This window comes from Arthrobacter sp. CG_A4, assembly GCF_035985125.1.
GTDB lineage: Bacteria > Actinomycetota > Actinomycetes > Actinomycetales > Micrococcaceae > Arthrobacter.
The window spans coordinates 45,560-67,391 of sequence record NZ_JAXCID010000001.1 but is presented as its reverse complement, the minus strand read 5'-3'; the positions used below and the strand labels follow the sequence as shown (position 1 = coordinate 67,391).

Below are 21,832 nucleotides of genomic sequence, written 5' to 3'. Positions count from 1 at the left end.
CCGGTCAGAAACCCGGTCTCGAAATGGCACAGCAAACCGCCACTAGAAGCTGCAAATTAACCGCCGTCCTCGGCGAACAGTCACACCCGGGAATTCGGCCAGTTGGGGAGTACCTCATCAGGCTAGAGTCCGTGAGACCCGGAGCGATGGACCTTGCCGTCGTCAGGTCGCTGCGTGCCTGCCGCGGCGCTGGCGCAACTCCGGGACGCTCAGCTCAGGTACTGCCCGGATCATGAACCGGTCGAAATGCGGCACGGTGAAGGCCGCGTATCCGTGGTTCGGCGTGTACAGCAGCCCCTTGTCGATCAGCTGCGACCGCGTCGGACCAACTTGCTGGGACGTGCGGTTCAGGAGGGTCGCCACATCGCTGGCCAGCTGGGGTTCTGGCCCCAACTGGGCCATGGCGCGCAGGTATGCCTGCTCCAGCTCCGTCGTCCGGTCAAGCCGGACCCGGAAGAAGCTGCCGTCCAGCTTCTCCTCAACATAGCGGTGAGCATCGATTACGTCCTGGACGGTAATGGTGTTGTCCTCCGCGAGGTTCCACACGGCGGACCCCATTTCCTGCAGGAAGTACGGGTAGCCGCCGGTCAGGTGCACAGCTTGAGTGGTTGCGTCATCTTCGAACACCACGCCGCTGTTCAGGGCGGGGCGGGTGATGGCCTCGATGGCGTCCTCGTCGTCGAGCATCCCGATCTTCGGGAATTTGAAGAGGCGTTCGGAGTAGGACTTTGCCTCTCCTGCCAGTTCCACGATCTGTGGCAGACCAGCCCCGACCATCGTGATCGGCAATTCACGCTGCACGGTCTTGTGCAACGCCGCGATCAAAGCCTCCAGCTGGACCTTGGACAGGAACTGGACCTCGTCGAAGAGAAGCACCAGTCCGGTCTTGTGATCCTGCGCCGCCTCGCCCACGGCCAGGAACAGATCTGTGAGGTCAACGCCTAGCTGGCCGCTGTCGGCCTGACCCTCGACCGGTTCAACATCAAAGCCGGCCGTAAACTTTCCCTCCGGGTCTACCGAGACGGTGAAAGACCGCAGGACACCGGCTGCCCGCCGGGCGCGGTCTGTCCACTTAGCGCGGGGTGAAATCTCCAGCAGTGCCTTCCGGAACTCCACCGCCAGCTGCCGCCTGAAGTCCCCGTCGTTGTGCTTGCTGACCTCAATGTCGATCACAGCCCATTCGGCGGAAATTGCTTCCTTTCGGAACGCGCCGAGAAGCACCGTCTTCCCGACACCGCGGAGCCCTGTGATGATCATGGACTGCTCGCTGCGCCCCCGGGCCAGCCGTCCCAGCAGGAGCTTGAAGGAGGCGAGCTCATCGGTGCGGCCAACCAGCACCGGAGGTTTGGCTCCGGCGTTTGGGGTGTAGGGGTTTTCGAGAGGGTCCATAGCAAGAATAGTAGGGGTTTATTAAAATTTAATAAACCGCTCATAACTTACTAACGGTGTTGCCCGATTCTCGCACCGCGTTCCGCTCCGAAGATCTGCCTTCAAGAGGGGTGCCGGGCCTGGCCGGGGACATCGCAGATTCATGGCGCTGGCGCCAGCGCTACCGATACGCAATCGACGTCGGGACTACGCAGCTTGAGGTACATCCGGTATCACGGGGACTCAGTTACCCAGGTTGTCAGCGGGGTTCCCGGAGTCCACCGGGCTGATGACAGCTGCTACTGATGGATATGCCGATTCCCCGAGCCGGCAGCTGCGTGGACGCTGTGGCAGGTGCCGCATATTCCGTCCGTTAACCAAGCGACGTACCGTTAGCATCACTTCTGCCAGAGCGTCGCCCATCATCGATGAACGAGACCCACGCTCTTGCGCCCACCTTAGAGACAGGGACCACGCCCGTCAATACGTCGAGCCGGACATGCCGGTCAGGAGAATCGCAACCATAAGTCCTCAGCCTGCCCGGTCCGAGAGGACGTCCAGGCCGACGCCGGACAGCACCGTGGCCGGGTGGGGCCCGCGGGCGGTCAGCGCCGCGGTCCACACCTCTGGCCACGGCCCCTGCGTCCCGGTCAGGATGATGTTGCCGGGATACCGTCCGGAGAACATGCCCGACTCGGCGAACGCCGCGACGTCCGCCATGGCCCGGCGCAACGCGGCCACCTGGCTGCGGACCAGGGTCAGCCCGGGTTCGTCGCCCACGTTAACAATCAACACCCCGCGCGGACCCAGCCTCGCCGCGGCCTCGCGGTAGAAGTCCGTGCAGGCAATATGCGCCGGCGCGTCCGGGCCGGAAAAGATGTCAAGGATTACGACGTCGAAGCGCAGCTCCGGGGGCAGCCCGGCCAGGGCCTCCCGGGCGTCGCCGATCAGCGTGCGCAGCTCCGTGCCGCCGGGCAGGGGCAGGTGCTGCAGCACAAAGTCCAGCAGTTCCCGCTCCAGTTCCACGGCGTACTGCACGGAGCCGGGCCGGGTTGCCTGGATGTAGCGGGCCAGCGTCAGCGCCCCGGCGCCGAGGTGGAGGGCACTGATGGGCTCACCCCACGGCGCCGCAAGGTCCACCACATGGCCGATCCGGCGCAGGTACTCGTAAAAGATGTCCGAGGGGTCCGCGAGGTTTACATGGGACTGCTCCGCGCCGCCGATGCTGAGCACAAAGCCGCCCTCGGTAAACTCATCCGGCTCGATCGTGGCGTGCTGGCCCGTGGTCCGCAGGAACCGCGGCGCCGCGGCGGATTCCGGCATCCCTAAAGCCTGTCACGCAGGGTCGCGAGCCGTTCGGCGGCCTCTTCGAGGACATCGATCTTCTTGCAGAACGCGAAGCGCAGCAGGCTGCGGGTCCGCTGGGCCCCTTCCGGATGGCAGAACACCGGAACCGGGATTGCCGCGACGCCCACCAGTGCCGGCAGGCGCCGGGCCAGGTCCACGGAGTCCGAGATCCCCAGCGGCGCGGTGTCGACGTTGACGAAGTACGTACCCTGCGGCGTGAAGACGTCCAGTCCGGCCGCGCGGAGGCCCTCGCTGAGGACGTCGCGTTTGTGCTGGAGCGTGCCGGCGATTCCGGCGTAGAACTCGTCCGGCAGGCCCAGGCCCACGGCGATGGCACCCTGGAACGGGGTGCCCGAACTGTAGCTGAGGAACTGCTTGACCGTCCGGGCGGCAGCGACGAGGTGCTCCGGGCCGCTGAGCCAGCCGATCTTCCAGCCGGTGAAGGAAAACGTTTTTCCGGCCGAGGAGATGGTGAGGGTCCGCCCGGCCGCTCCGGGCAGGGTGGCGATCTGAATGTGCCGGACGCCGAAGATGAGGTGCTCGTAGACCTCGTCGGTGATGATGACGGCGTCGAACCTGTTGGCGAGTTCAACGACGCGCTCCAGTACCTCCCGGGGGAACACCGCTCCGGTGGGGTTGTGCGGGTTGTTGACCAGGACCACTTTGGTGCGGTTACTGAACGCCGCTTCGAGGGCGTCCAGGTCGGGCATAAAATCCGGTGCCAGCAGCGGCGCGGTGACGTGGCGCGCGCCGGACAGGCCGATGATGGCGCCGTAGGAATCGTAGAACGGCTCGAAGGTGAGGACCTCGTCGCCGGGGCCCACGAGGGCCAGCAGCGAAGCGGCGATGGCCTCGGTGGCGCCGGTGGTGACGATGATTTCGCTCTGCGGGTCCGGGGTCAGGCCGTAGAACCGCTCCTGGTGGACGGCGATCGCCTCGCGCAGTTCAATGATGCCTTTGCCCGGGGCGTACTGGTTGTGGCCCGCGGCGATGGCGGCCTGCGCGGCCGCCTTGATCTCGGCCGGGCCGTCCTCGTCCGGGAAGCCCTGGCCGAGGTTGATGGCGCCGGATTGCAGCGCGAGGGTGGTCATTTCCTCGAAGATGGTGACCCCCAGGCTGCCGTCCGCGGCGAGCAGGTTGGCGCCCGTCGCGGCACGCTGCCACGGGTGCTGGAGCGGAGCGGTCACCGGGTGCCCGCCTGATCTGCGGTGTCCGTGCCGGTGGCCGGGCCCGGTTCAACTGTGCCGGCACCGCGCCCCGGTTCAACCGTGCCGGCACCGCGCCCCGTGAACTTGTCCATGGTGGAGTAGATGCCGAACACCTTTCCGCCCACGAAGTCCCAGGCCCGTACCGGCAGGATTCCCTTCAGGACCTTGCCGACGGCCGCCATTGCCGGGGCGATCAGTTGGGGCTGCCCGGCGGCTGTGGCCCGCCAGGCCCGGTCCACGGCGTCATCCGGGCTCATCAGCGGGGTCATCAGGGGGCCGCGGGCGCCGTCGAACATGCCGGTGGAGATATAGCTGGGGCAGAACGTGGTGACCTTCAGGTGATGCTGGCCCTGCTGCTCCAGTTCCAGCCGGAGCGAGTCGCTCCAGCCGATCACGGCCCATTTGGAGGCGGCGTAGACGCTCATCCGCGGGTTGGAGACGGTGCCCGCGGCGGACGCGATGTTCAGGATCCGGCGCTGCCGGCCGCCGTCGGCCATCATGGCCGGCAGGAACGCATGCGTGACGTACATGGGGGCCAGCGCGTTGATATTCATGGTCGGGGCGATGTCCCTTTCCGGGCTGTGCTCCCAGAACAGTGCGCCGCGGACGATTCCCGCGTTGTTGACCAGGAGTGTCAGCGGACCCTCCGTCGCCGCTTCCGCCGCGGCATCGGCGATGGACCGGCGGTCGGCGAGGTCCACCGTGCGGACGACGGCGCGCGCCCCCAGTGCGGTCACTTCACCGGCGGTCGCCGCCAGTCCCGCCGCGTCAACGTCCCAGAGAATGACGGTAGCGGCGCCGTCGCGGGCCGCGCGGAGGGCGTACAGACGGCCCATGCCCATGGCGGCGCCGGTCACGAGGACCACGCCGCCGGCCACGGTGAAGGGAATGCTCGATGCTGACATCCAGTCATGCTATCCCGGCCGGCGGCGCGGATACGGTAGGTTCGGAGCATGAGACGCGCTATCTGCCCTGGCTCCTTTGACCCCATCCACAATGGACACCTGGAAGTCATCGCCAGGGCTGCGGGCCTCTTCGATGAAGTGATCGTGGGCGTCTCCACCAACTACGCCAAGAACTACCGTTTCACCCTCGAGGAACGGATCGACATGGCCAGAGAGACCCTGGCCTCCCTGCGCGGCATCGTGGTGGAGCCGGTGGGGGAGGGACTGCTGGCGGAGTACTGCCGCAAGCGGGGCGTCTCCGCGATCGTCAAAGGCCTCCGCTCCTCCTCGGACTTCGACTACGAACTGCCGATGGCCACGATGAACCGCCAGCTTTCCGGCGTCGAAACGGTCTTCCTGCCGGCCGAAAGCCACTACCTGCACTTGTCCTCCACGCTGATCAAGGAAGTCTTCACCCTCGGCGGGAATGTCTCGGAGTTCGTTCCCCGGTCGGTGCTCAAACGGCTCCGTTCGGGCGGGGCGGTCCAGGACCCGCCGGGCAGAGGGTAAGCTTGATCGGTACTCGGCGGCCTGCTGCCGGTTGACGGCCAGGAACTGAGGCTGCTTGCGGTGTGAACCGCGGGTATGTCCTGGTTTGGGTCCGTCCGGAAGTTCAGGCTAAGATAATACGTCGGTCACATGTTCAACAGGAGTTCTCATTAAACGAGATGCTAGTTCGCCCCTGGCGTTCGACGTCAAGGATGTCGGACGCAGTCCGGGAAGCATGCGGACGCTGACGGAACATGTACCCGCACCACGTGATCTGGGTGTGGCGCTCATCGGCGTGCAGGAAGGCTCGGATGTTGGGCTGGATCTGCGGCTGGAGGCCGTGCACGAAGGAATTCTGGTATCAGGAACCGTAACCGTCCAGGTGACTGGCGAGTGCGGCCGATGCCTGGATCCCCTTGCGTATGACCAAGAGGTCGAAGTGCAAGAACTTTTCTTCTACGCGGACGCTGAGTTCTCGGATGAAGAGGAAGAAGAAGAGCAACGTCGAGTCGAGCACGATCTGATCGATCTTGAGCCGGTGTTGCGGGACGCAGTTGTAACCATGCTGCCGTTCCAGCCGGTGTGCCGGGAAGACTGCCAGGGCCTTTGCTCCGAATGCGGAGTACGCCTGGAAGACGAGCCGGGGCATCACCACGAGATCGTAGATCCTCGCTGGGCTGCCCTAGCCGACCTGGCTAAGCCTGACCGGCAAAACTGATTTGTAAGTGTTGGACTAGAGAGAAATGAGTTAGCCGTGGCTGTTCCGAAGCGGAAAATGTCTCGCTCAAATACCCGCGCCCGCCGCTCCCAGTGGAAGGCAACTGCCCCCCACCTGGTGAAGACTGTCGAAAACGGACAGGTTACCTACAGCCTGCCGCACCAGGCAAAGGTCGTTACCGACTCGGCTGGCACCGCGCTGTTCCTTGAATACAAGGGCCGCAAGGTCGCAGACGTCTAATCCGCCAACTGGCTTAATAGATGTCTTCAACTGAAGAGCTTCTGAAGCGTCTCGGTGTCACTATTGACGCCGGGACGCTTCGTCTTGCGCTCACACATCGTTCGTACGCCTACGAAAACGGCGGCATCCCCACCAACGAACGGCTCGAGTTCCTGGGTGACTCCATTCTGGGGTTTTCCGTAACGGACGCGTTGTACCGGGATAACCCCATGCTGCCCGAAGGCGATCTGGCGAAGCGCCGCTCCGCCGTCGTCAGCACCCGGGCCCTTGCGGGCATCGGCCGCAGCATCGGTCTTGGCGAGTTCATCTACCTCGGACAGGGCGAAAAGCTCACCGAAGGCAAGAACAAGGCTTCTATCCTCGCGGACACCATGGAGGCGCTGATCGGCGCCACGTACATTTCCAACGACATCGAGACGGCACGCCAGCTGGTCATGCGGCTGGTGGGGCCGCTGCTCGCGGACGCTGCCGCGCTTGGCGCCGGCACCGACTGGAAGACCAGCATCCAGGAGCTTGCGGCCAGCCGCCAGCTCGGGACCATCAACTACGCCGTGGAGGGCTCGGGCCCGGACCATGCGCGGGTGTTCGAAGCGATCCTGCGCATCGGCGGCAACGACTACGGCAGCGGCGCGGGAAATTCCAAGAAGGAAGCCGAGCAGGAAGCAGCCGCGGACGCCTGGCGCAGGCTTTCCGCACCGGCTGCCGCGGCCAAGGCTCCGTCCGGAACGCAGCCGCCCGAAACGCGGCCGCTGCCCACCCAGACCGGCAGCTAGGCACGGACTGTGCCCGAACTGCCCGAGGTGGAAGTTGTCCGCCGTGGCCTGGTGAGCTGGGTACGGGGCAGGACCATCACCGCCGTCGACGTGCTGGATCCGCGCTCCGTCCGGCGGCACACGCTCGGGCCGGAGGACTTCGCGGGCAACCTCGAAGGCGCCCGTGTCCTTGATGTGGTCCGGCGCGGAAAATTCCTCTGGCTGCCGCTGGCGGACCCGGAAGCGGGGGATCCCGACGCACCGGCAGCGGAGAAGCCCGCCGTTGCGCTGATGGCACACCTGGGCATGTCCGGCCAGCTCCTGATGCAGGACGCCGGCGTTCCGGATGAAAAGCACCTCAAAGTACGCTTGCGGCTCAGCCCGGCGGAGGGCATGCCGGAACAGCTCCGGTTCGTGGACCAGCGGATCTTCGGCGGACTTTTCCTGACCTCCCTGATCCCCACGGCGGACGGCGGTCCCGGCGGCCTCGCGGAAACGCCGCTGCCGCTGATCGCCGCGGAAGCCGCGCACATCGCCCGGGACCCGCTGGACCCGTACTTCTCCTTCGACGGGTTCTACCGCCGGCTCCGCGCCCGGAAGACCGGGCTCAAACGGGCCCTGCTGGACCAGGGGCTGGTCTCCGGGATCGGCAACATCTATGCCGACGAGGCCCTCTGGAAGGCCCGGCTGCACTACGCTCGGCCCACGGACACACTGCGCAGGGCGGAGGCCGAGCGGGTGCTCGACGCCGCCCGGGAGGTCATGACCGACGCCCTGGCTGCCGGCGGCACGAGCTTCGATTCCCTCTACGTCAACGTCAACGGTGCCTCCGGCTACTTCGACCGCTCCCTCAACGCCTACGGGCGCGAAGGCCAGGAATGCAAGCGGTGCGCGGCCGCCGGCCTGGTGAGCACGCTGCGGCGGGACCAGTTCATGAACCGCTCCTCCTACAGCTGCCCCGTCTGCCAGCCCCGGCCACGGAACGGCCGCTGGTAGGGGAGCCTGCGCCCGTAGTGCTCGGCCAGCCTCGCCAGGCCCTGGTCAAGTGAAACGTCGGGGGCCCAGTTGAGGAGTCTGCGGGTCTCGCGCTGGTCGAACCAGTGGGCGGTGGAGAGCTGCTCGGCGAGGAATCGGGTCATCGGCGGTTCCCCTGCCCGGCCGGCCCGGGTCCAGACCCTCTCCACCACCGATCCTGCCGCCCGCGCGATCCGGCCCGGCACCGTCCACGACGGCGCCGGGACGCCGCCCGCGGCGCAGATTCCCGCCAGCAGCTCGCCCACCGGGCGGGGCTCTCCATTGCTGACGACGAGCGCCGCGCCGTGGATGTGCTCCATGCGGTGCAGCGCGGCGACGATAGCCGAGGCGGCGTTGTCCACGTAGGTGGTGTCGATCAGGGCCGCCCCGGCGTCAAGCAGCGGCAGCCGGCCGCGGCCGGCACGTTCCAGTACCCGTTCCACCAGCTGCGTGTCGCCGGGGCCCCAGACGATGTGCGGGCGCACCGCCGCGACCCGGAATTCCGGCGAGTCCGCAGCCAGCGCCAGCAGTTCGGCCTCGGCCTTGGTCCGGGAATAGTGGCCGTGCGCGCGGGCCGGGTCCGCCGGCTCGGCGCCCGCTCCGGCGATGGCGGCCCCGGAGTTAGCCACGGACGGGGAGGAGACGAACACCAGGTCCCGCACGCCGGCCCCGCGGGCCGCACGGAGCAGCCGGCGCGTGCCTTCGACGTTCACCTCGTGAAAGTCCGCGGCGCGCCCGGTGAAGGAGACCTTCGCGGCCAGGTGGATGACGGCCTCGGCGCCCACCACGGCGCGACGGACGGCGTCGTGGTCCGTGACGGACCCGCAGAGGTCCACGGCGCCGTCCACGCCCGCGGGACGGCGCTGGAAGGTGGTGACGGCGTGGCCTTGGCGCACCAGCAGCCGCGCCACCTCCTGTCCGAGCAGGCCGCTCGCCCCAGTGACCAGGACCCTCACGGCGTGCCCGGACGGCCGCCGGCCAGCACCGCGGAAGCCCAGCGGGACAAGCGGGTCCGGTCGATCTTGGCGTTGTGGCGGATGTCGGTGGGCTGGGAGGGGACAACCAGCACGGCGGAGACGCTGACGCCTGCCGCCCGGGCCGCGTGCCGTACCAGCCCTGCGAGCTGCGCCGGGGCAGGACCGGCCCGGCGGGCAGGCGGTACGGTTTCGACGACGGCGACGACGGCCTGCGTCCCGGACGGGCCGACCCCGACGACGGCAGCCAGCCCGACGTCGTCCAGACGCTCGATGGCCTGCTCGGCGCCCACGGGCGTCACCACAGCGCCTGGCGCGGTGACAACGTGCGCAAGGCGTCCTTCCACCCAGAGCCGCCCGGCGGCGTCGAAGTGCCCGACGTCGCCGGTGCGGTGCCACCCGGCAGTGCGGCCGCTCTCGCGCTGGGTCAGCCAGAGCCTGTCATAGGCTTCCTTCACGTGCGGGGCGCTCACGAGGATCTCGCCCGTCACTCCCGCCGCCGTGACTGCGTCCGTGACCGAGCCGGTCCCGGGTGCGGTGCCGTCCGCGGCAAGCGGGATGACGGCCACGCGGGCACCGTGCACCGGCCGGCCCACGCACACGCCATTGCCGGCCCCCGCCATGGTTCCGGCGGCGGCGTCGGCCCCGGCGGCGCGGATCTGTTCGAGGCTGATGTCGGTGACTGGCAGCGCCTCGGTCATCCCGTACGGGGTGTGCAGCGCGGCCCGGGGCAGCAGCCGCGCTACGTCTGCGAGGAGGGCTTCGGCGACGGGCGCGCCAGCGGAGAGCAACAGCTCCACCCGCCCCAGGGTCTGGTGCCCGGCCCGGCTCAGGCCGCCCTGGGTCGCGAGGACGTTGCGCAGCGCCGCGGGGGAAGCGAAGACCACGGTGGCGTCGATGGCTGCGGCGGCGTCCGCCAGCGCGCGGGCCGTCAGGGTGCGGGGAGCGGTCACGTCCATGGCAGGCGTCACGGAGACGGCCCCCAGCGCTGGTCCCAGCAGGGCGAAGGGCGCGAAACCCGCCACCAGGCGTGCGCCAGGGCGGATCCCCAGCGTCGCGGCCACGGTGTCCCTCATCGCTGCCAGCCGCCGGTGGGTGTAGAGCACGCCCTTGGCGGGGCCGGTGGATCCGGAGGTGAAAAGCACGGCGGCGGGGGCGTCCGGGTCGGGAACCTGCAGCGGCGGCGATTTCTTCGCGATGAGTTCGCCCCGGCCGGCGAGGGCCGCCAGCGAGGTCTCGACGGCGAGGAGCCGGCGGCGGGCGGCCGGCAGGTCCCGCACACTGATGCGCCGTCCGGGCCAGTTGAGTATCGATGCGGCGGCGAGGGCTTTGTCGATGCCGATGAGGAAATCCGGGGTGGCGCCCTTGACAGCGCGGCTCAGGCCGCGGGTGCCGAGGCCTGCATCGGCTACGACCACCACTGCGCCGAGCCGGAGGCAGGCGTAGAGGACCACGGTCAGGTCCACCCCCGGCGGAACCATCAGGCTCACCCGGCTGCCCTGCCGGACGCCGGCTTCCCGCAGTCCTGCCGCGAGCGCGGCAATATTCTGTTCCAGCTCCTGCCAGCTGAGCGAGCGGGCGACGCTGCCGTCCGCGGCCATTTCGGCGACGGCGGTGTCCCCACAGTCGGGCCCTGCCGCGAGTTCCGGCAGCGGCGCCCACAGCGGCGGTGCGGAAAGGGCGGGGGCGTCGGCCGGGCGGTTGGCGGCGCCTGCCGGACGGCTGTCCGGGTGCAGGCCCAGGCGCTGCCAGGTCAGCCATTCGAAGACGGGAGTGGCGATGTCCCGGTCTTCCGCGACCAGGTGGCCGGCACCCTCGAAGCGGTGCACTTCCGCGGACGGCAGCCGGCTGATGAGGTCCTTCAGGTACCGGTCCGAAAAGATGGGGTCCCGCGGTCCCCAGAGCATCAGGGCCGGAACCCGCAGCCCATGCAGCCCGTCGGCGACGCGGCGCAGTGCCGGGAAGCTCGGGTGGGACGCCCCGGCGGGAATGTCCGCGACAAAGTTCCCCACGCCGGTGCGGCGGCCGACGCCCCGGTACGGGGCCATAAAAGCGCTGCGGACATCCGCGGCCAGCGGAGGGTGGGCCAGGGAATGCGTCACGCGCAGGAAGGCGTCCGACGTCGTCGTTCCCCAGCGGTGCACTGCGGGGTGCAGGGCAAGCCGCAGCGCCGGCGGGATGCGGGAGCCCGAAGGTTGGTGGACGGCGGTGTTGGTCAGCACCACTCCGGCCAGCTGCTGCGGATGCGCCAGGGCCCAGCCGAGGCTGATCACGCCGCCCCAGTCGTGGCCGACGGTGACCACCGGCCCGCCCAGCCCAAGCGCGGCGGTGAGGTCGCCCAGATCGTTGATCCGGTCCGCCAGACGCCGGAATCTGCCGGTGCGCTCCGAGAAGCCCATATCCAGCTGGTCCACCGCCACCACGCGCCAGGGATGCGCGGGGTCGGATCCGGCGGCCAGCAGGGTCCGCCACAGGTAGGACCAGGTGGGGTTGCCGTGCACGCACAGCAGGGTGCCGGCAGGAGCCAGGCCGCGGCGGGAGAGTTGCGCGCCGTTGTCGAGCAGGTGCCAGCGGCGCACGGTTCCGGGCTCATCCGCGGCGGAGGTGGACGCCACATCTATCTCGCGCGACCACTCCGGGTCGACGCCGGGCCAGTCCGCGGCTACCAAACGATTTCCACCATGGCGGTGTTGAGCCCGGAACCGACCCCCATGCACAGCACGCGGTCCCCGGCTCCGAGGCTCTGCGCTTCGGCGGCCAGGGTCATGGGGAGGGAGGCCGGGCCCACATTGCCCCAGTGCGGGAACGTGATGGGCACCTTGTCCGGGTCCAGATCAATGGCGTCGATGATGGCCTGGGTGTAGGTGGTACTCACCTGGTGCGTGACGTAGCGGTCCATCGAGGTCCAGTTCCACTCCGGCTGGGCCTCGTGCCAGGCGTCCACCACCAGCTGCAGGCCGCCGTCAAGCAGGCCCTTGGTATCGGTGGCCATGCCGTCGATGCCGCCCACGCACAGTTCATGGTGCTCGGTACCGGCGCGCATCACCCCGCCGAGGATCCGGTGCGCCCCCGGGTGCCGGTCCGCCGGGCCCAGGACGGCAGCGGCGGCTCCGGAGCCCAGGGTGAGGGTGGCGAACTCGCGGTTGAAGTCCTCGCGGGTGGTCTCGGGCCGCTGCAGCCGGGCCAGAGTGGCCTCCTGCGTTGCCTGGGCATCCTCACCGTTGACAATCACCGCGTACTCGATCTGGCCGGAGTCGATCATGTTGGCCGCCAGGGTCATGCCGTTGACGAATCCGAGGCAGGCGTTGGCCACGTCAAAGTTCATGGCTGACGACGGCAGGTTGAGTCCGTGGTGGATCTTCACCGCGACAGACGGTTCGAGGTTGCGCCGCGTCACGGATGTGTTAATCAGCAAGCCGACCTGGGACGCTTCGATGCCGGAGTCGGCCAGGGCTTTCGCGCCCGCCTCGATGGCGGCGTCGTCGAAGGATGTCCCGGCGGCCCACCAGCGCCGGTGCGTGACGCCGGCCACCCGCTCCAGCAGCTTCGGGGGAAACTTCAGCCGCCGCAGGGTCGAAGCCAGCCTGTGATCGAAATCCGTGGAACTGACGATCCTCGGAGCTTCGACGCTGCTCACCGAAAGCAAGGCGGTGTTGCGGTGCCGGAATGTCGCATTCCCTATCAAGTCAAGCCTCTGTTCGTGTCCGTACTGTGCTCCGGCGGTTGACCGCACCGTCAAGCACAAGCCCAAGAGCTTAACTATGCCCGGTGCAGATCTGTTCCCGCACATGCCGGCCGGGGCCGCTGCGACGGCTCCGCACGGGTTCTGCGCGGAATTGTCACCGCTCCGCAGTAGATTATAGGTAACCGGGGCCGTCCCCCACATCCGCGTCCGTCCACATTATGCGACCGTGAAACCGTGTGCCCAGTCCGCCGAGCAGGAGGCCAGAAACACTTTGCACCTCAAGAGCCTGACCGTCCGGGGATTCAAGTCGTTCGCGTCGGCCACGACTTTCGAATTCGAGCCCGGCGTCACCGCCGTGGTGGGCCCCAACGGGTCGGGCAAGTCCAACGTGGTGGACGCGCTGGCCTGGGTCATGGGCGAGCAGGGGGCCAAGACCCTCCGCGGCGGCAAAATGGAAGATGTCATCTTCGCGGGAACATCCGGGCGCCCGCCGCTGGGCCGCGCCCATGTCTCGCTGACCATTGACAATTCCGACGGCGCCCTGCCGATCGATTACAGCGAAGTTACCATCGCGCGCACCCTGTTCCGCACCGGCGGCTCGGAATACGCGGTCAACGGCGCCAGTTGCCGGCTGCTGGACATCCAGGAACTCCTTTCCGACTCCGGCCTGGGCCGCGAAATGCACGTGATTGTGGGCCAGGGGCAGCTGGATAAGATCCTGCACGCCACTCCCGAGGACCGGCGCGGCTTTATCGAGGAAGCCGCCGGCATCCTCAAGCACCGCTGGCGCAAGGAAAAAACGGTCCGCAAACTTGAAGCCATGCAGGCCAACCTTGCCCGGCTTGGTGACCTCACCGCTGAGATCCGGCGGCAGCTGACCCCGCTGGGCAAGCAGGCAGAGGTGGCCCGGCGCGCCCAGACCGTGCAGTTCGAGGTCCGCGATGCCCGCTCCCGGATCCTCGCCGACGATCTCGTCCTGCTCCAGTCGGCCCTGGCGCAGGACGTCGCGGACGAGTCCGGCCTCAAGGCCCGGCGCGCCGTCGTCGAACAGGAACTCGACGGCGGCCGGCAGCGCCAGGCGGCGCTGGAACAACTCGCCGCGGAGGCGACGCCCAGACTGAACGCCGCGAGGGACAACTGGTATCAGCTCTCAGCGGGGCGCGAGCGGCTGCGGTCCCTCGGCTCCCTCGCCGGAGAACGACGCCGCCTCCTTGGGGCTGCCGATCCGGCCCCGGACACCGGCCGCGACCCCGATCAGCTCGACCAGCAGGCCGCCCGGGTCCGCGAGGAACAGGCCGGGCTGGAGCGTCAGATCCTGGACCGCCGAGCTGCCCTGGACGCGGCGGCGGCCGCGAAGCAGGACGCCGAAAACGCCGCCGCCGCCGAGGACAAGCGGCTCGCTGCCCTGCTCCGCGCTGCCGCGGACCGGCGCGAAGGCCTGGCCAGGCTTGCCGGGCAGGTCGGCGCGGCACGGTCCCGGGTCGAGTCGGCCCAGGCCGAAATTGGCCGGCTCCGCGAATCGCAGAAAGCAGGGGAGGAGCGCCGGCGGCTGGCCCAACGCGAGTTCACCGCGCTGGAAGCCCAGGTAGCCGGCGTCGAGGACGGCGAGGAAACCCTCGACGCAGACTTCGAGGACGCCAGCGCTGCCCTCGACGCGATCAACGCCGAAATCGATGACCTGACGGCGTCAGAACGCGAAGGCGAGCGGGAACGCGGCGCGCTGGTGGCCCGCCGCGACGCCCTGCAGCTCGGCCTGAACCGGAAGGACGGCTCAGGCCACGTGCTCGCTGCCGGGCTCCCGGGCGTGCTGGGCTCTCTGGCGTCCATGATCACCGTGGAGCCCGGCTTCGAGGCCGCCATCGCCGCTGCCCTCGGCAGCGCCTCTGACGCCGTGGTGGTCCACGATGCCGAGGCTGCCGCCGCAGCCGTCCGGCGGTTGAGGGACGACGACGCCGGCCGCGCCTCGCTGCTGCTGGCTAACGCCTCGCTGCTGCCGGCCGATGCCACGGCATCTTCGGGTGAGTCCGGGCAGCCGGCGTCGGGCCGTGAACTTCCGGACGGCGCCCGCTGGGCCGCGCACCTGGTCACGCCTTCCGGGTCCGGCGGCCCTGCCCGCGGGCTGCCGTTGACCGGGCTGCCGCTGACCGGGCAGCCGTTGACCGGGCTGCTGACGGCCGGGCTGCCGTTGACCGGGCTGCTGGCGGGAGTCGCCGTCGTCGACGATCTGGACGCCGCGGCGCGGCTGATTTCCGCACGCCGCGACCTGACCGCCGTCACCCGCGCCGGGGACGTGTTCACCGCCCTGACCGTCAGCGGCGGTTCCGCGACGGCGCCCTCGCTCCTGGAAGTCCAGGCCGCCGTCGACGACGCCGCCCGGAAGCTGGGAACGGTGACCGGCGCGCTGGAGCGCAACCGCTTCGCCCTGTCCGCCGCACGGGCCCGGAAGGCCGCGGCGCAGGACCGGGCCGATGCGGCGCTGGAGAAGCTCCACGATTCGGACGCCCGGCTGGCCGCCGTGGCGGAGCAGCTGGGCCACCTCAATTCCGTGCTGCGCAGCGCCGTCGCCGAAAGCGGCCGCCTCGCCGCGTCCCTCGCCAGGGCCGAGGCGAACATCGCCAGCGAACAGGAATCCCTCGACGCCGTGGCGGCCCGGCTCGCCGCCGCCCAGGAGGCACCCACGGAAGAGGAGCCGTCCCCCGCGCACCGCGATGCCCTGGCGCTGGCCGCCTCGCTGGCGCGCGGCGCCGAAATGGAGGCCCGGCTCGCCCTGCGCAGCGCCGAGGAACAGCTCACGGCAACCCGCAACCGGGCCGCCTCGCTCGAACGCGCCGCAGCCACCGAACGCCGCGCCCGCGAGGACGCCGCCGAACGGGCCCGCCGCCGCAGGCTCCAGGGCCGGCGCGCCGCCGCCGTCGCTGCCGCCGTCGAACGCGTGATCGGCTTCATCGACGTGTCCGTGGAGCTCGCACGGCAGGAGCGGGACGGCGCCGAGGAGCGCAAGGAGCAGCTGGACCGCGAGCTCGCCGGCGTGCGCAGCGGCAACGACGCATTCGCCCGTGAACTGGCCGAGCTCACCGATTCCGTGCACCGCGACGAGCTTGCCCGCGCACAGCAGCGACTGCGGATCGAAGCCCTTGAACTGAGAAGCGTTGAGGAGCTGGGGCTGACCGCGGACCAGCTCGTCGCCGATTTCGGCCCGGACCAGACCGTGCCGCTGCCCGCAGGCGAAACGGCGGACAAATGGGCCGCCCTGCGCGCCCCGGTCGATGAGGAGGGCCGCGAGATCGTGGCGGGCAAGCCCTTTGTCCGCGAGGAACAGGAGAAACGGCTCAAGCGGGCCCAACGCGATTTGTCCGCGCTGGGCCGGGTCAATCCCCTGGCACTTGAGGAATTCGCTGCCCTCGAGGAACGCCACCAGTTTCTCAGCACCCAGCTCGAAGACCTCAAGTCCAGCCGGAAAGATCTGCTGGACATTATCAAGGAAGTCGATGACCGGGTGCAGAGGGTGTTCGCGGAAGCGTTCGAGGACACCGCCGCCCAGTTTGTCCGGATTTTTGCCCGGTTGTTCCCGGGGGGAGAAGGCCGGCTGGTCCTGACGGACCCCGCCGACATGCTCACCACCGGCATCGAGATCGAGGCCCGGCCCGCCGGCAAGAAAATCAAGCGGCTCTCGCTGCTCTCCGGCGGCGAACGCTCACTGACCGCGGCGGCCCTGCTCGTGGCGATCTTCAAGGCCCGGCCCTCCCCGTTCTATGTCATGGACGAGGTGGAAGCGGCTCTGGACGACACCAACCTGGGCCGGCTCATCACCATCTTCGAGGAGCTGCGCGAATCCAGCCAGCTGATTATCATCACCCACCAGAAACGCACCATGGAGATCGCCGACGCGCTCTACGGCGTCACCATGCGCGGCGACGGCGTCTCCACCGTCATCAGCCAGCGGCTCGGCGCCCAGGTCTGAGCGGGTCTGGGGCCGCGCCGCCCGGGTCTGAGGCCGCCCCGCCCGGGTCTGAGGCCGCGCCGCCCGGGTCTGAGGCCGCGCCGCCCACGGCTTTTTTGCCCCCGCACCGGTTATCTGCGTTTGTGAGAAGCTAGGGGAGTGAACGACATCCTCCCCATTCTCCTGCCCATCCTCGCTGCCCTGGTGGTCCTCGGCGGGCTTATTCCGGTCCTCATGAAGACCCGGCGGAACATCACCAGCTACCCCGAAAAGCGCGACGAGAATGATCCGGTGCAGCCGGGCGCGGGCGGCGGAACCCTTGTTGAGGACCGCCCCGCGCCGCCGCCCGGGCGCAACGCCCCGGCCGGCGTCGAGCTGGACGAGCTCGAAACCGTCGACGTGCCGGACAACGTCGCAGGCCTCGAAACCGTCCCGGTGGACATTCCGATGCCGGTGGCCGGCCGACTGACCCGGCTGCGCGAACGCCTCGTAAAATCCAACAACATCTTCGGCAAAGGCCTGCTGGCGCTGCTGTCCGCGGACAACATCGACGAGAACGTGTGGGATGAGGTGGAGGAGACCCTCCTGCTGGCGGACCTCGGGACCGAACCGACCATGCAGCTTGTGGACGCGCTCCGCGAACGGGTCAAGGTCCTGGGCACGCGTTCCCCCGAGCAGGTCAAGGCCCTCCTCCGCGAGGAGCTCATCAAGCTCGTGGATCCCACGATGGACCGCACCCTGCGGGTGGAGCGCCATGGTGACAAGCCCGCCGTCGTGCTGGTGGTCGGTGTTAACGGCGTCGGCAAGACCACTACGGTGGGCAAGCTCGCGCGCGTGCTGGTGGCCGAGGACAAGGACGTGCTGCTGGGTGCCGCCGACACTTTCCGTGCCGCCGCCGCAGAGCAGCTGGCCACCTGGGGGCAGCGCGTCGGTGTCCCTACCGTCAAGTCCGATGTCCACGGTGCGGACCCGGCGTCGGTGGCCTATGAAGCGGTGCAGGCCGGCATCGACCAGGAAGTCGACGTCGTGATGATCGACACCGCGGGACGTCTGCAGAACAAGGTGGGCCTGATGGACGAGTTGAGCAAGGTCAAGCGGGTCATCGAAAAACTCGCCGAGGTGGACGAGGTGCTCCTGGTCCTGGACGCCACAACGGGGCAGAACGGCCTAAACCAGGCGCGTGTCTTCGCCGAAGTGGTGAACATCACCGGCATCGTCCTGACCAAGCTGGATGGCACGGCCAAGGGCGGCATCGTGGTGGCCATCCAGAAATCCCTCGGCGTCCCGGTCAAGCTGATCGGCCTCGGCGAGGGCGCGGATGACCTCGCGCCGTTCGACGCCGAAAGCTTCGTCGACGCGCTGCTGAACTGACGTCTCGCGGGGAGTCCCTCAACCCCACTGACTCGCAGCAGGGGTTGTGTTCGGCGTTTTGAGCGCTCCAGGTCCTGCGGCTCCTGAGGACTTGGTTAGGCTGTGGGAAGATGCCAGTCAATAGCTGAAGAAAGTACTGAATGCCCACCCAAGACCCCTCACCCGAACACGCCCCCGAACAAGGGCCCAAGGAAGCCGCGGGAACGAAGCGAACCAAGCGGCGTCTTGTCGTCGTCTCGGCAATTGCGGCTATCGCCTTGTTGGCGTCCCTGATGTTCCTGTTCAGGCCCAGCAGCTCCACAGAGGCAACGAGCGTTCCCTCGACCGCCCCCACGGCTTCGCCTGAACCCACGCCGACGAAGACGCCAGCTCCCGCGCCGGAAGTTCAGTACTACAAGCAACCCGGGCCACCGGCCGGCTCACCCCTGGAAGCAGTTGAGCCACTCAAGGTAAGCGTCTCAAAGGACCTGGTGGGCACCTCTCTGGCCAAGGGCCTGGTCGGAATCTCGCTCGAAGCCACCGACCTGGCCGATCCGGCCCTCGGCAGCAGCAACGCCTCCCTGGTGAAACTGTTCCAAGAAGCAGACCAGCCGGTGCTCCGCTTCGGAGGCAACGCCGTTGACCGCCGCTTCTTCTGGACGTCCACCAACGAGGCGGTCCCTTCCAACTACACGGGAGATAAGGCACATCCGGTCAGGGCCGTTGGTCCCGCGGACCTGGCCCGGGTGAACACGCTGCTGGACGCCGTCGATGCCAAGATTGCCCTCACCGTTGACCTGGGCCACTACGACGCTGCCCGGGCCGCAGACCTGGCCCGCCATGCCACGGAAATCTTCGGTGCGAAACTGCTCAGCATCACGGTCGGCAACGAGCCCAACGGCTACGGCGCCAACGGTGTCCGCCCCGGCGGGTACAGCGTGGAGCAGTACGTCACGGAGCTCAAGGCCTACGCGAAAGCAATCAACGCTGCGGCGCCTGCTGTGCCGATCTCGGGCCCCGGCGCTTACGACCAGACGTGGTGGCAGCCATTCATTGATGCGGACATCCCGCAGAAGAAGATCCTGTCCTTTCACAACTACCCGCTCCACAGTTGCGACGGAAAAGCGGACCCCCAGGCCTCCCCGACCCTGGCGAATCTGATGAACCCCCTGATGCACGTCCGGGCCGAGGACTATCAGAAGGCGGCCCTGAAGGCCGGAAAAGATGCGGGCTTGGAAGTCTGGCTTCCGGAAACCGGCATCGCGGCCTGCCCCGGCTCCAATGAAACGTCACGCACCCACGCCTCTGCCCTTTGGACCGCCGATTACGCTCTCAATGCCGCGCAGCTGGGGATCACGCGGATCGGCTTCCACAGCTCGATGCTGACCTGCAAGGGCGGGCCCCCCATGTCCGCCATCTGCAGCGGCGGGGCGTACCTGAAGCCGGACGGAAATGTTTCCGGCCGGGCAAACTTCTTCGGCATCTCCATGGTCGCCGAGATGGAGGGCGGAAAGTACCTGAAGCTGGATGACACAGGTGGCGGATTGACGTTCAGTTATGCCTTGCAGAACGCGGACGGTAGTACAACCGTCGCTATCGTCAATCAAAACAACCCCGAAAAGGCTGCGCAGTCCGATGTGAGTCTCAAGCTCCCAGGAAAGGCCTTGACCGGAACCATGACGCAACTCTCCGGACCAAGCTACAAGGCCGAGGACAGTACGGTAATCGACGGGGCAAAGTCAGAACCCATCCCCCTCCCCGAGCGTGCAACCGTCCCGGGCTTCGCCTACGGGTCGGATACCCAGAAGTTCAAGCTTACGGCGGGCACCGTCACCGTCCTGAACTTCAAGTACTAGGCAACTCAAGGAACTGACTCGCAGTTGTGGCCGTTTTGAGCCGTTTTGAGCCGTTTTGAGCGCTCAGAACGGCCCCTGCTGCGAGCTGGTGGGCCTTTTCGTTAGTTCGTCGGGGGTCCGGGCGCGGTGGCCGGGCTCTGGGACATGCCCCGCGCCGGGGCCAGCGGGTGGACATAGTGTCATTGTGCCCAGTCGCGGGTGCGAAGAATGGGCATGTCCCTCGCGGACTGGATACCGGCCCGAGGGGACATGCCCCGCGCCGGGGCCAGCGGGTGGACATAGTGTCATTGTGCCCAGTCGCGGGTGCGAAGAATGGGCATGTCCCCTGCGGACTGGTGGCCGGGCTCCGGGACATGCACCGCGCCGGAGCCAGCGGATGGACATAGTGTCAATATGCCCAGTCCCGGGTGCGAAGAATGGGCATGTCCCTCGCGGACTGGATACCGGCCCGAGGGGACATGCCCCGCGCCGGGGTCAGCGGGTGGACATAGTGTCATTGTGCCCGGTCGCGGGTGCGAAGAATGGGCATGTCCCGCTGGACAGGACACCGCCGCGGCGCGAATAGGTCCAGGCGCCGCCTGACCCCTCGACGAACTAAATGAAAATGACCGCTACTTGGGCTTAGCCGCGTGGACCGCCGGGCGCTGGAACGTTTCCCGCGCCATGAACCAGCCCGCGGCCGCCGCGATCAGGATTCCGCCGGTGACGCCGAATGCCCAGCCGTAGCCGAGCCGGTCCGCCAGCAGCCCGGCCAGCACCGGCCCCACAATGGCGCCGCTGTCCGCCGTCATCTGGAAGACCGCCAGCACGCGGCCGCCGGAGCGCTGATTGCCGATCACGTCGGCGATGGCGGCCTGCTGGGCGGGTCCGAGCAGGCCGGAGCCGATGCCGGCGACGGCGGTCGCCACGAGGAACCACAGCAGTTCGTGGGTGAAACCGATGGCCGCCGTGGCCGTTCCGGTCACCAGCAGGCCGGCAATCATCATCGGCTTCCGGCCCAGCCTGTCCGCGAGGCGGCCGGAGAACGTCAGAGCCACTGCGTTCGCCGCGGCGAACACGGCCAGCGCATAGCCCGCCGCTTCGGGCCCCGCGGAGAGGGCGGCCACCGCGAACAGCGGCACCGTGGCCATCCGCACCCCGAACGTCGCCCAGCCGTTGGCGAAGCTGGAGAACAGTCCCGCGCGGTAGGCGCTGTCCCGCAGCGCTTCGCGGAGTTCCATGGCCGGCGCCGTCCCGCCCTCAGGGCGGGACCCGGCCGGAACATGGCTGAGCTGGGTCTGCACCACAATGGCAGCCAGCACCAGGGCGGCCGCGTAGGCCAGGAACGGCACGCGCAGGCCGAAGCTCGCGAGCAGCCCGCCCACAATCGGCCCGCAGACGTTGCCGATCAGGAAAGCCGAGGCGTACGCCCCGGCGACCCGGCCGCGGCTTTCGGGCGGCGCCAACCGGACCACCAGCGCCATCGAGGCCACCGTAAACATGACCGACCCCGCGCCGCCCAGGCCCCGGAACACCAGCAGCTGCCAGTAGTCCTGCGCGAAGGCGCAGGCCGCCGTCGACAACGCAACGACCAGCAGCCCGGCAACATAGACCGGCCGTTCCCCGAGCCTCACGATCAGCGCCCCGCCCGCCGGCGCGAACACGAGCCGCATCAACGCGAAGATGCTCACGATGATGGCCGCCTCCGTATTGCCGACGCCGAACGTGGTGGCGAACTGGGGGAGCACCGGCGCCACCAGGCCGAACCCGACGGCGATCAGGAAGGCCGCGACCAACATCACCTTGATGTCGCGCGGCAGCCGGTCCCTGCCGGGTTGACCGGAGCCCGCCTGGGGCCGGGCGGCGGCGGGTTGGGGGGTCTTACTCATGGGTGGTCTTCCTGGCGGTGGGGGGAGTTGGGCGAAGCGGCCCGATTAACAGCGTGAAACATAACCGTAACAAGGACGA

16 protein-coding genes are annotated in these 21,832 nt (G+C 68.4%); 8 read left to right on the top strand and 8 right to left on the bottom strand.

Annotation, left to right across the window (positions count from 1 at the left end):
• Window positions 1–162: 162 nt before the first annotated feature.
• From RCH07_RS00320 to RCH07_RS00305, 4 genes are all read right to left on the bottom strand, one after another.
• On the bottom strand, window positions 163–1,389 hold the full coding sequence (locus RCH07_RS00320; RefSeq protein WP_326965474.1) for an ATP-binding protein: 1,227 nt from the start codon (window positions 1,387–1,389) through the stop codon (window positions 163–165).
• A 510-nt stretch (window positions 1,390–1,899) separates the two neighbouring features.
• A complete protein-coding gene (locus tag RCH07_RS00315; RefSeq protein WP_326965473.1) occupies window positions 1,900–2,691 on the bottom strand; it encodes a spermidine synthase in 792 nt (263 codons plus the stop codon).
• A gap of 2 nt (window positions 2,692–2,693) precedes the next feature.
• Window positions 2,694–3,902, bottom strand: a complete 1,209-nt coding sequence (locus RCH07_RS00310) for an aminotransferase class I/II-fold pyridoxal phosphate-dependent enzyme (protein ID WP_326965472.1) — start codon at window positions 3,900–3,902, stop codon at window positions 2,694–2,696.
• The gene (locus RCH07_RS00305) at window positions 3,899–4,828 is read right to left on the bottom strand and encodes an SDR family NAD(P)-dependent oxidoreductase (protein ID WP_326965471.1); all 930 of its coding nucleotides are present in this window, start codon (window positions 4,826–4,828) and stop codon (window positions 3,899–3,901) included. The genes RCH07_RS00310 and RCH07_RS00305 overlap by 4 nt, the downstream gene beginning before the upstream one ends.
• A 48-nt stretch (window positions 4,829–4,876) precedes the next feature.
• Between RCH07_RS00305 and coaD the strand changes: the two genes are divergently transcribed.
• The 5 genes from coaD (at window position 4,877) to mutM (ending at window position 8,062) form a co-directional block, all read left to right on the top strand.
• On the top strand, window positions 4,877–5,377 hold the full coding sequence (gene coaD / locus RCH07_RS00300) for a pantetheine-phosphate adenylyltransferase (protein ID WP_326965470.1): 501 nt from the start codon (window positions 4,877–4,879) through the stop codon (window positions 5,375–5,377).
• A gap of 172 nt (window positions 5,378–5,549) precedes the next feature.
• Window positions 5,550–6,074, top strand: a complete 525-nt coding sequence (locus RCH07_RS00295) for a YceD family protein (RefSeq protein WP_326965653.1) — start codon at window positions 5,550–5,552, stop codon at window positions 6,072–6,074.
• A gap of 36 nt (window positions 6,075–6,110) precedes the next feature.
• Window positions 6,111–6,314, top strand: a complete 204-nt coding sequence (rpmF, locus tag RCH07_RS00290) for a 50S ribosomal protein L32 (RefSeq protein WP_009356569.1) — start codon at window positions 6,111–6,113, stop codon at window positions 6,312–6,314.
• A 20-nt stretch (window positions 6,315–6,334) separates the two neighbouring features.
• The gene (rnc, locus tag RCH07_RS00285) at window positions 6,335–7,087 is read left to right on the top strand and encodes a ribonuclease III (protein ID WP_326965469.1); all 753 of its coding nucleotides are present in this window, start codon (window positions 6,335–6,337) and stop codon (window positions 7,085–7,087) included.
• A gap of 9 nt (window positions 7,088–7,096) precedes the next feature.
• Window positions 7,097–8,062 (top strand): bifunctional DNA-formamidopyrimidine glycosylase/DNA-(apurinic or apyrimidinic site) lyase, encoded by a 966-nt coding sequence (gene mutM / locus RCH07_RS00280; RefSeq protein ID WP_326965468.1) that lies wholly within the window; start codon window positions 7,097–7,099, stop codon window positions 8,060–8,062.
• On the opposite strand, the gene RCH07_RS00275 is transcribed toward mutM, so the two are convergent.
• From RCH07_RS00275 to RCH07_RS00265, 3 genes are read right to left on the bottom strand one after another with little or no spacing between them, the layout of a single operon-like run.
• Window positions 8,014–9,036, bottom strand: a complete 1,023-nt coding sequence (locus tag RCH07_RS00275; RefSeq protein WP_326965467.1) for an NAD-dependent epimerase/dehydratase family protein — start codon at window positions 9,034–9,036, stop codon at window positions 8,014–8,016. The genes mutM and RCH07_RS00275 overlap by 49 nt on opposite strands.
• Window positions 9,033–11,723 (bottom strand): alpha/beta fold hydrolase, encoded by a 2,691-nt coding sequence (locus RCH07_RS00270; protein ID WP_326965466.1) that lies wholly within the window; start codon window positions 11,721–11,723, stop codon window positions 9,033–9,035. Before RCH07_RS00270 ends, RCH07_RS00275 begins: the two co-directional genes overlap by 4 nt.
• Window positions 11,717–12,739 carry a 3-oxoacyl-ACP synthase III gene (locus RCH07_RS00265; RefSeq protein ID WP_326965465.1) on the bottom strand — a complete coding sequence of 341 codons (1,023 nt, stop codon included), beginning with the start codon at window positions 12,737–12,739 and terminating at the stop codon, window positions 11,717–11,719. The genes RCH07_RS00270 and RCH07_RS00265 overlap by 7 nt, the downstream gene beginning before the upstream one ends.
• Window positions 12,740–13,010: 271 nt before the next feature.
• On the opposite strand from RCH07_RS00265, the gene RCH07_RS00260 reads away from it, so the two are divergent.
• The 3 genes from RCH07_RS00260 to RCH07_RS00250 all read left to right on the top strand — a co-directional run bounded on the left by RCH07_RS00260 (window position 13,011) and on the right by RCH07_RS00250 (window position 19,885).
• Complete coding sequence (locus RCH07_RS00260) at window positions 13,011–16,700, top strand: chromosome segregation SMC family protein (protein WP_326965652.1); 3,690 nt, start codon at window positions 13,011–13,013, stop codon at window positions 16,698–16,700.
• Window positions 16,701–16,838: 138 nt separating this feature from the next.
• Window positions 16,839–18,050: a signal recognition particle-docking protein FtsY gene (ftsY, locus tag RCH07_RS00255; protein WP_326965464.1), complete on the top strand. Its 1,212-nt coding sequence runs from the start codon at window positions 16,839–16,841 to the stop codon at window positions 18,048–18,050.
• Between the two features lie 140 nt (window positions 18,051–18,190).
• On the top strand, window positions 18,191–19,885 hold the full coding sequence (locus RCH07_RS00250) for a hypothetical protein (RefSeq protein ID WP_326965463.1): 1,695 nt from the start codon (window positions 18,191–18,193) through the stop codon (window positions 19,883–19,885).
• Between the two features lie 611 nt (window positions 19,886–20,496).
• On the opposite strand, the gene RCH07_RS00245 is transcribed toward RCH07_RS00250, so the two are convergent.
• Window positions 20,497–21,753 carry an MFS transporter gene (locus RCH07_RS00245; protein WP_326965462.1) on the bottom strand — a complete coding sequence of 419 codons (1,257 nt, stop codon included), beginning with the start codon at window positions 21,751–21,753 and terminating at the stop codon, window positions 20,497–20,499.
• Window positions 21,754–21,832: the final 79 nt, after the last annotated feature.

What these genes read in the sequence shown, in the direction of transcription:
- RCH07_RS00320 (WP_326965474.1), bottom strand. Translation starts at nt 1,389, where the DNA reads ATGGACCCTCTCGAAAACCCCTACACCCCAAACGCCGGAGCCAAACCT.
- RCH07_RS00315 (WP_326965473.1), bottom strand. Translation starts at nt 2,691, where the DNA reads ATGCCGGAATCCGCCGCGGCGCCGCGGTTCCTGCGGACCACGGGCCAG.
- RCH07_RS00305 (WP_326965471.1), bottom strand. Translation starts at nt 4,828, where the DNA reads ATGTCAGCATCGAGCATTCCCTTCACCGTGGCCGGCGGCGTGGTCCTC.
- coaD (WP_326965470.1), top strand. Translation starts at nt 4,877, where the DNA reads ATGAGACGCGCTATCTGCCCTGGCTCCTTTGACCCCATCCACAATGGA.
- rnc (WP_326965469.1), top strand. Translation starts at nt 6,335, where the DNA reads ATGTCTTCAACTGAAGAGCTTCTGAAGCGTCTCGGTGTCACTATTGAC.
- RCH07_RS00250 (WP_326965463.1), top strand. Translation starts at nt 18,191, where the DNA reads ATGCCCACCCAAGACCCCTCACCCGAACACGCCCCCGAACAAGGGCCC.
- RCH07_RS00245 (WP_326965462.1), bottom strand. Translation starts at nt 21,753, where the DNA reads ATGAGTAAGACCCCCCAACCCGCCGCCGCCCGGCCCCAGGCGGGCTCC.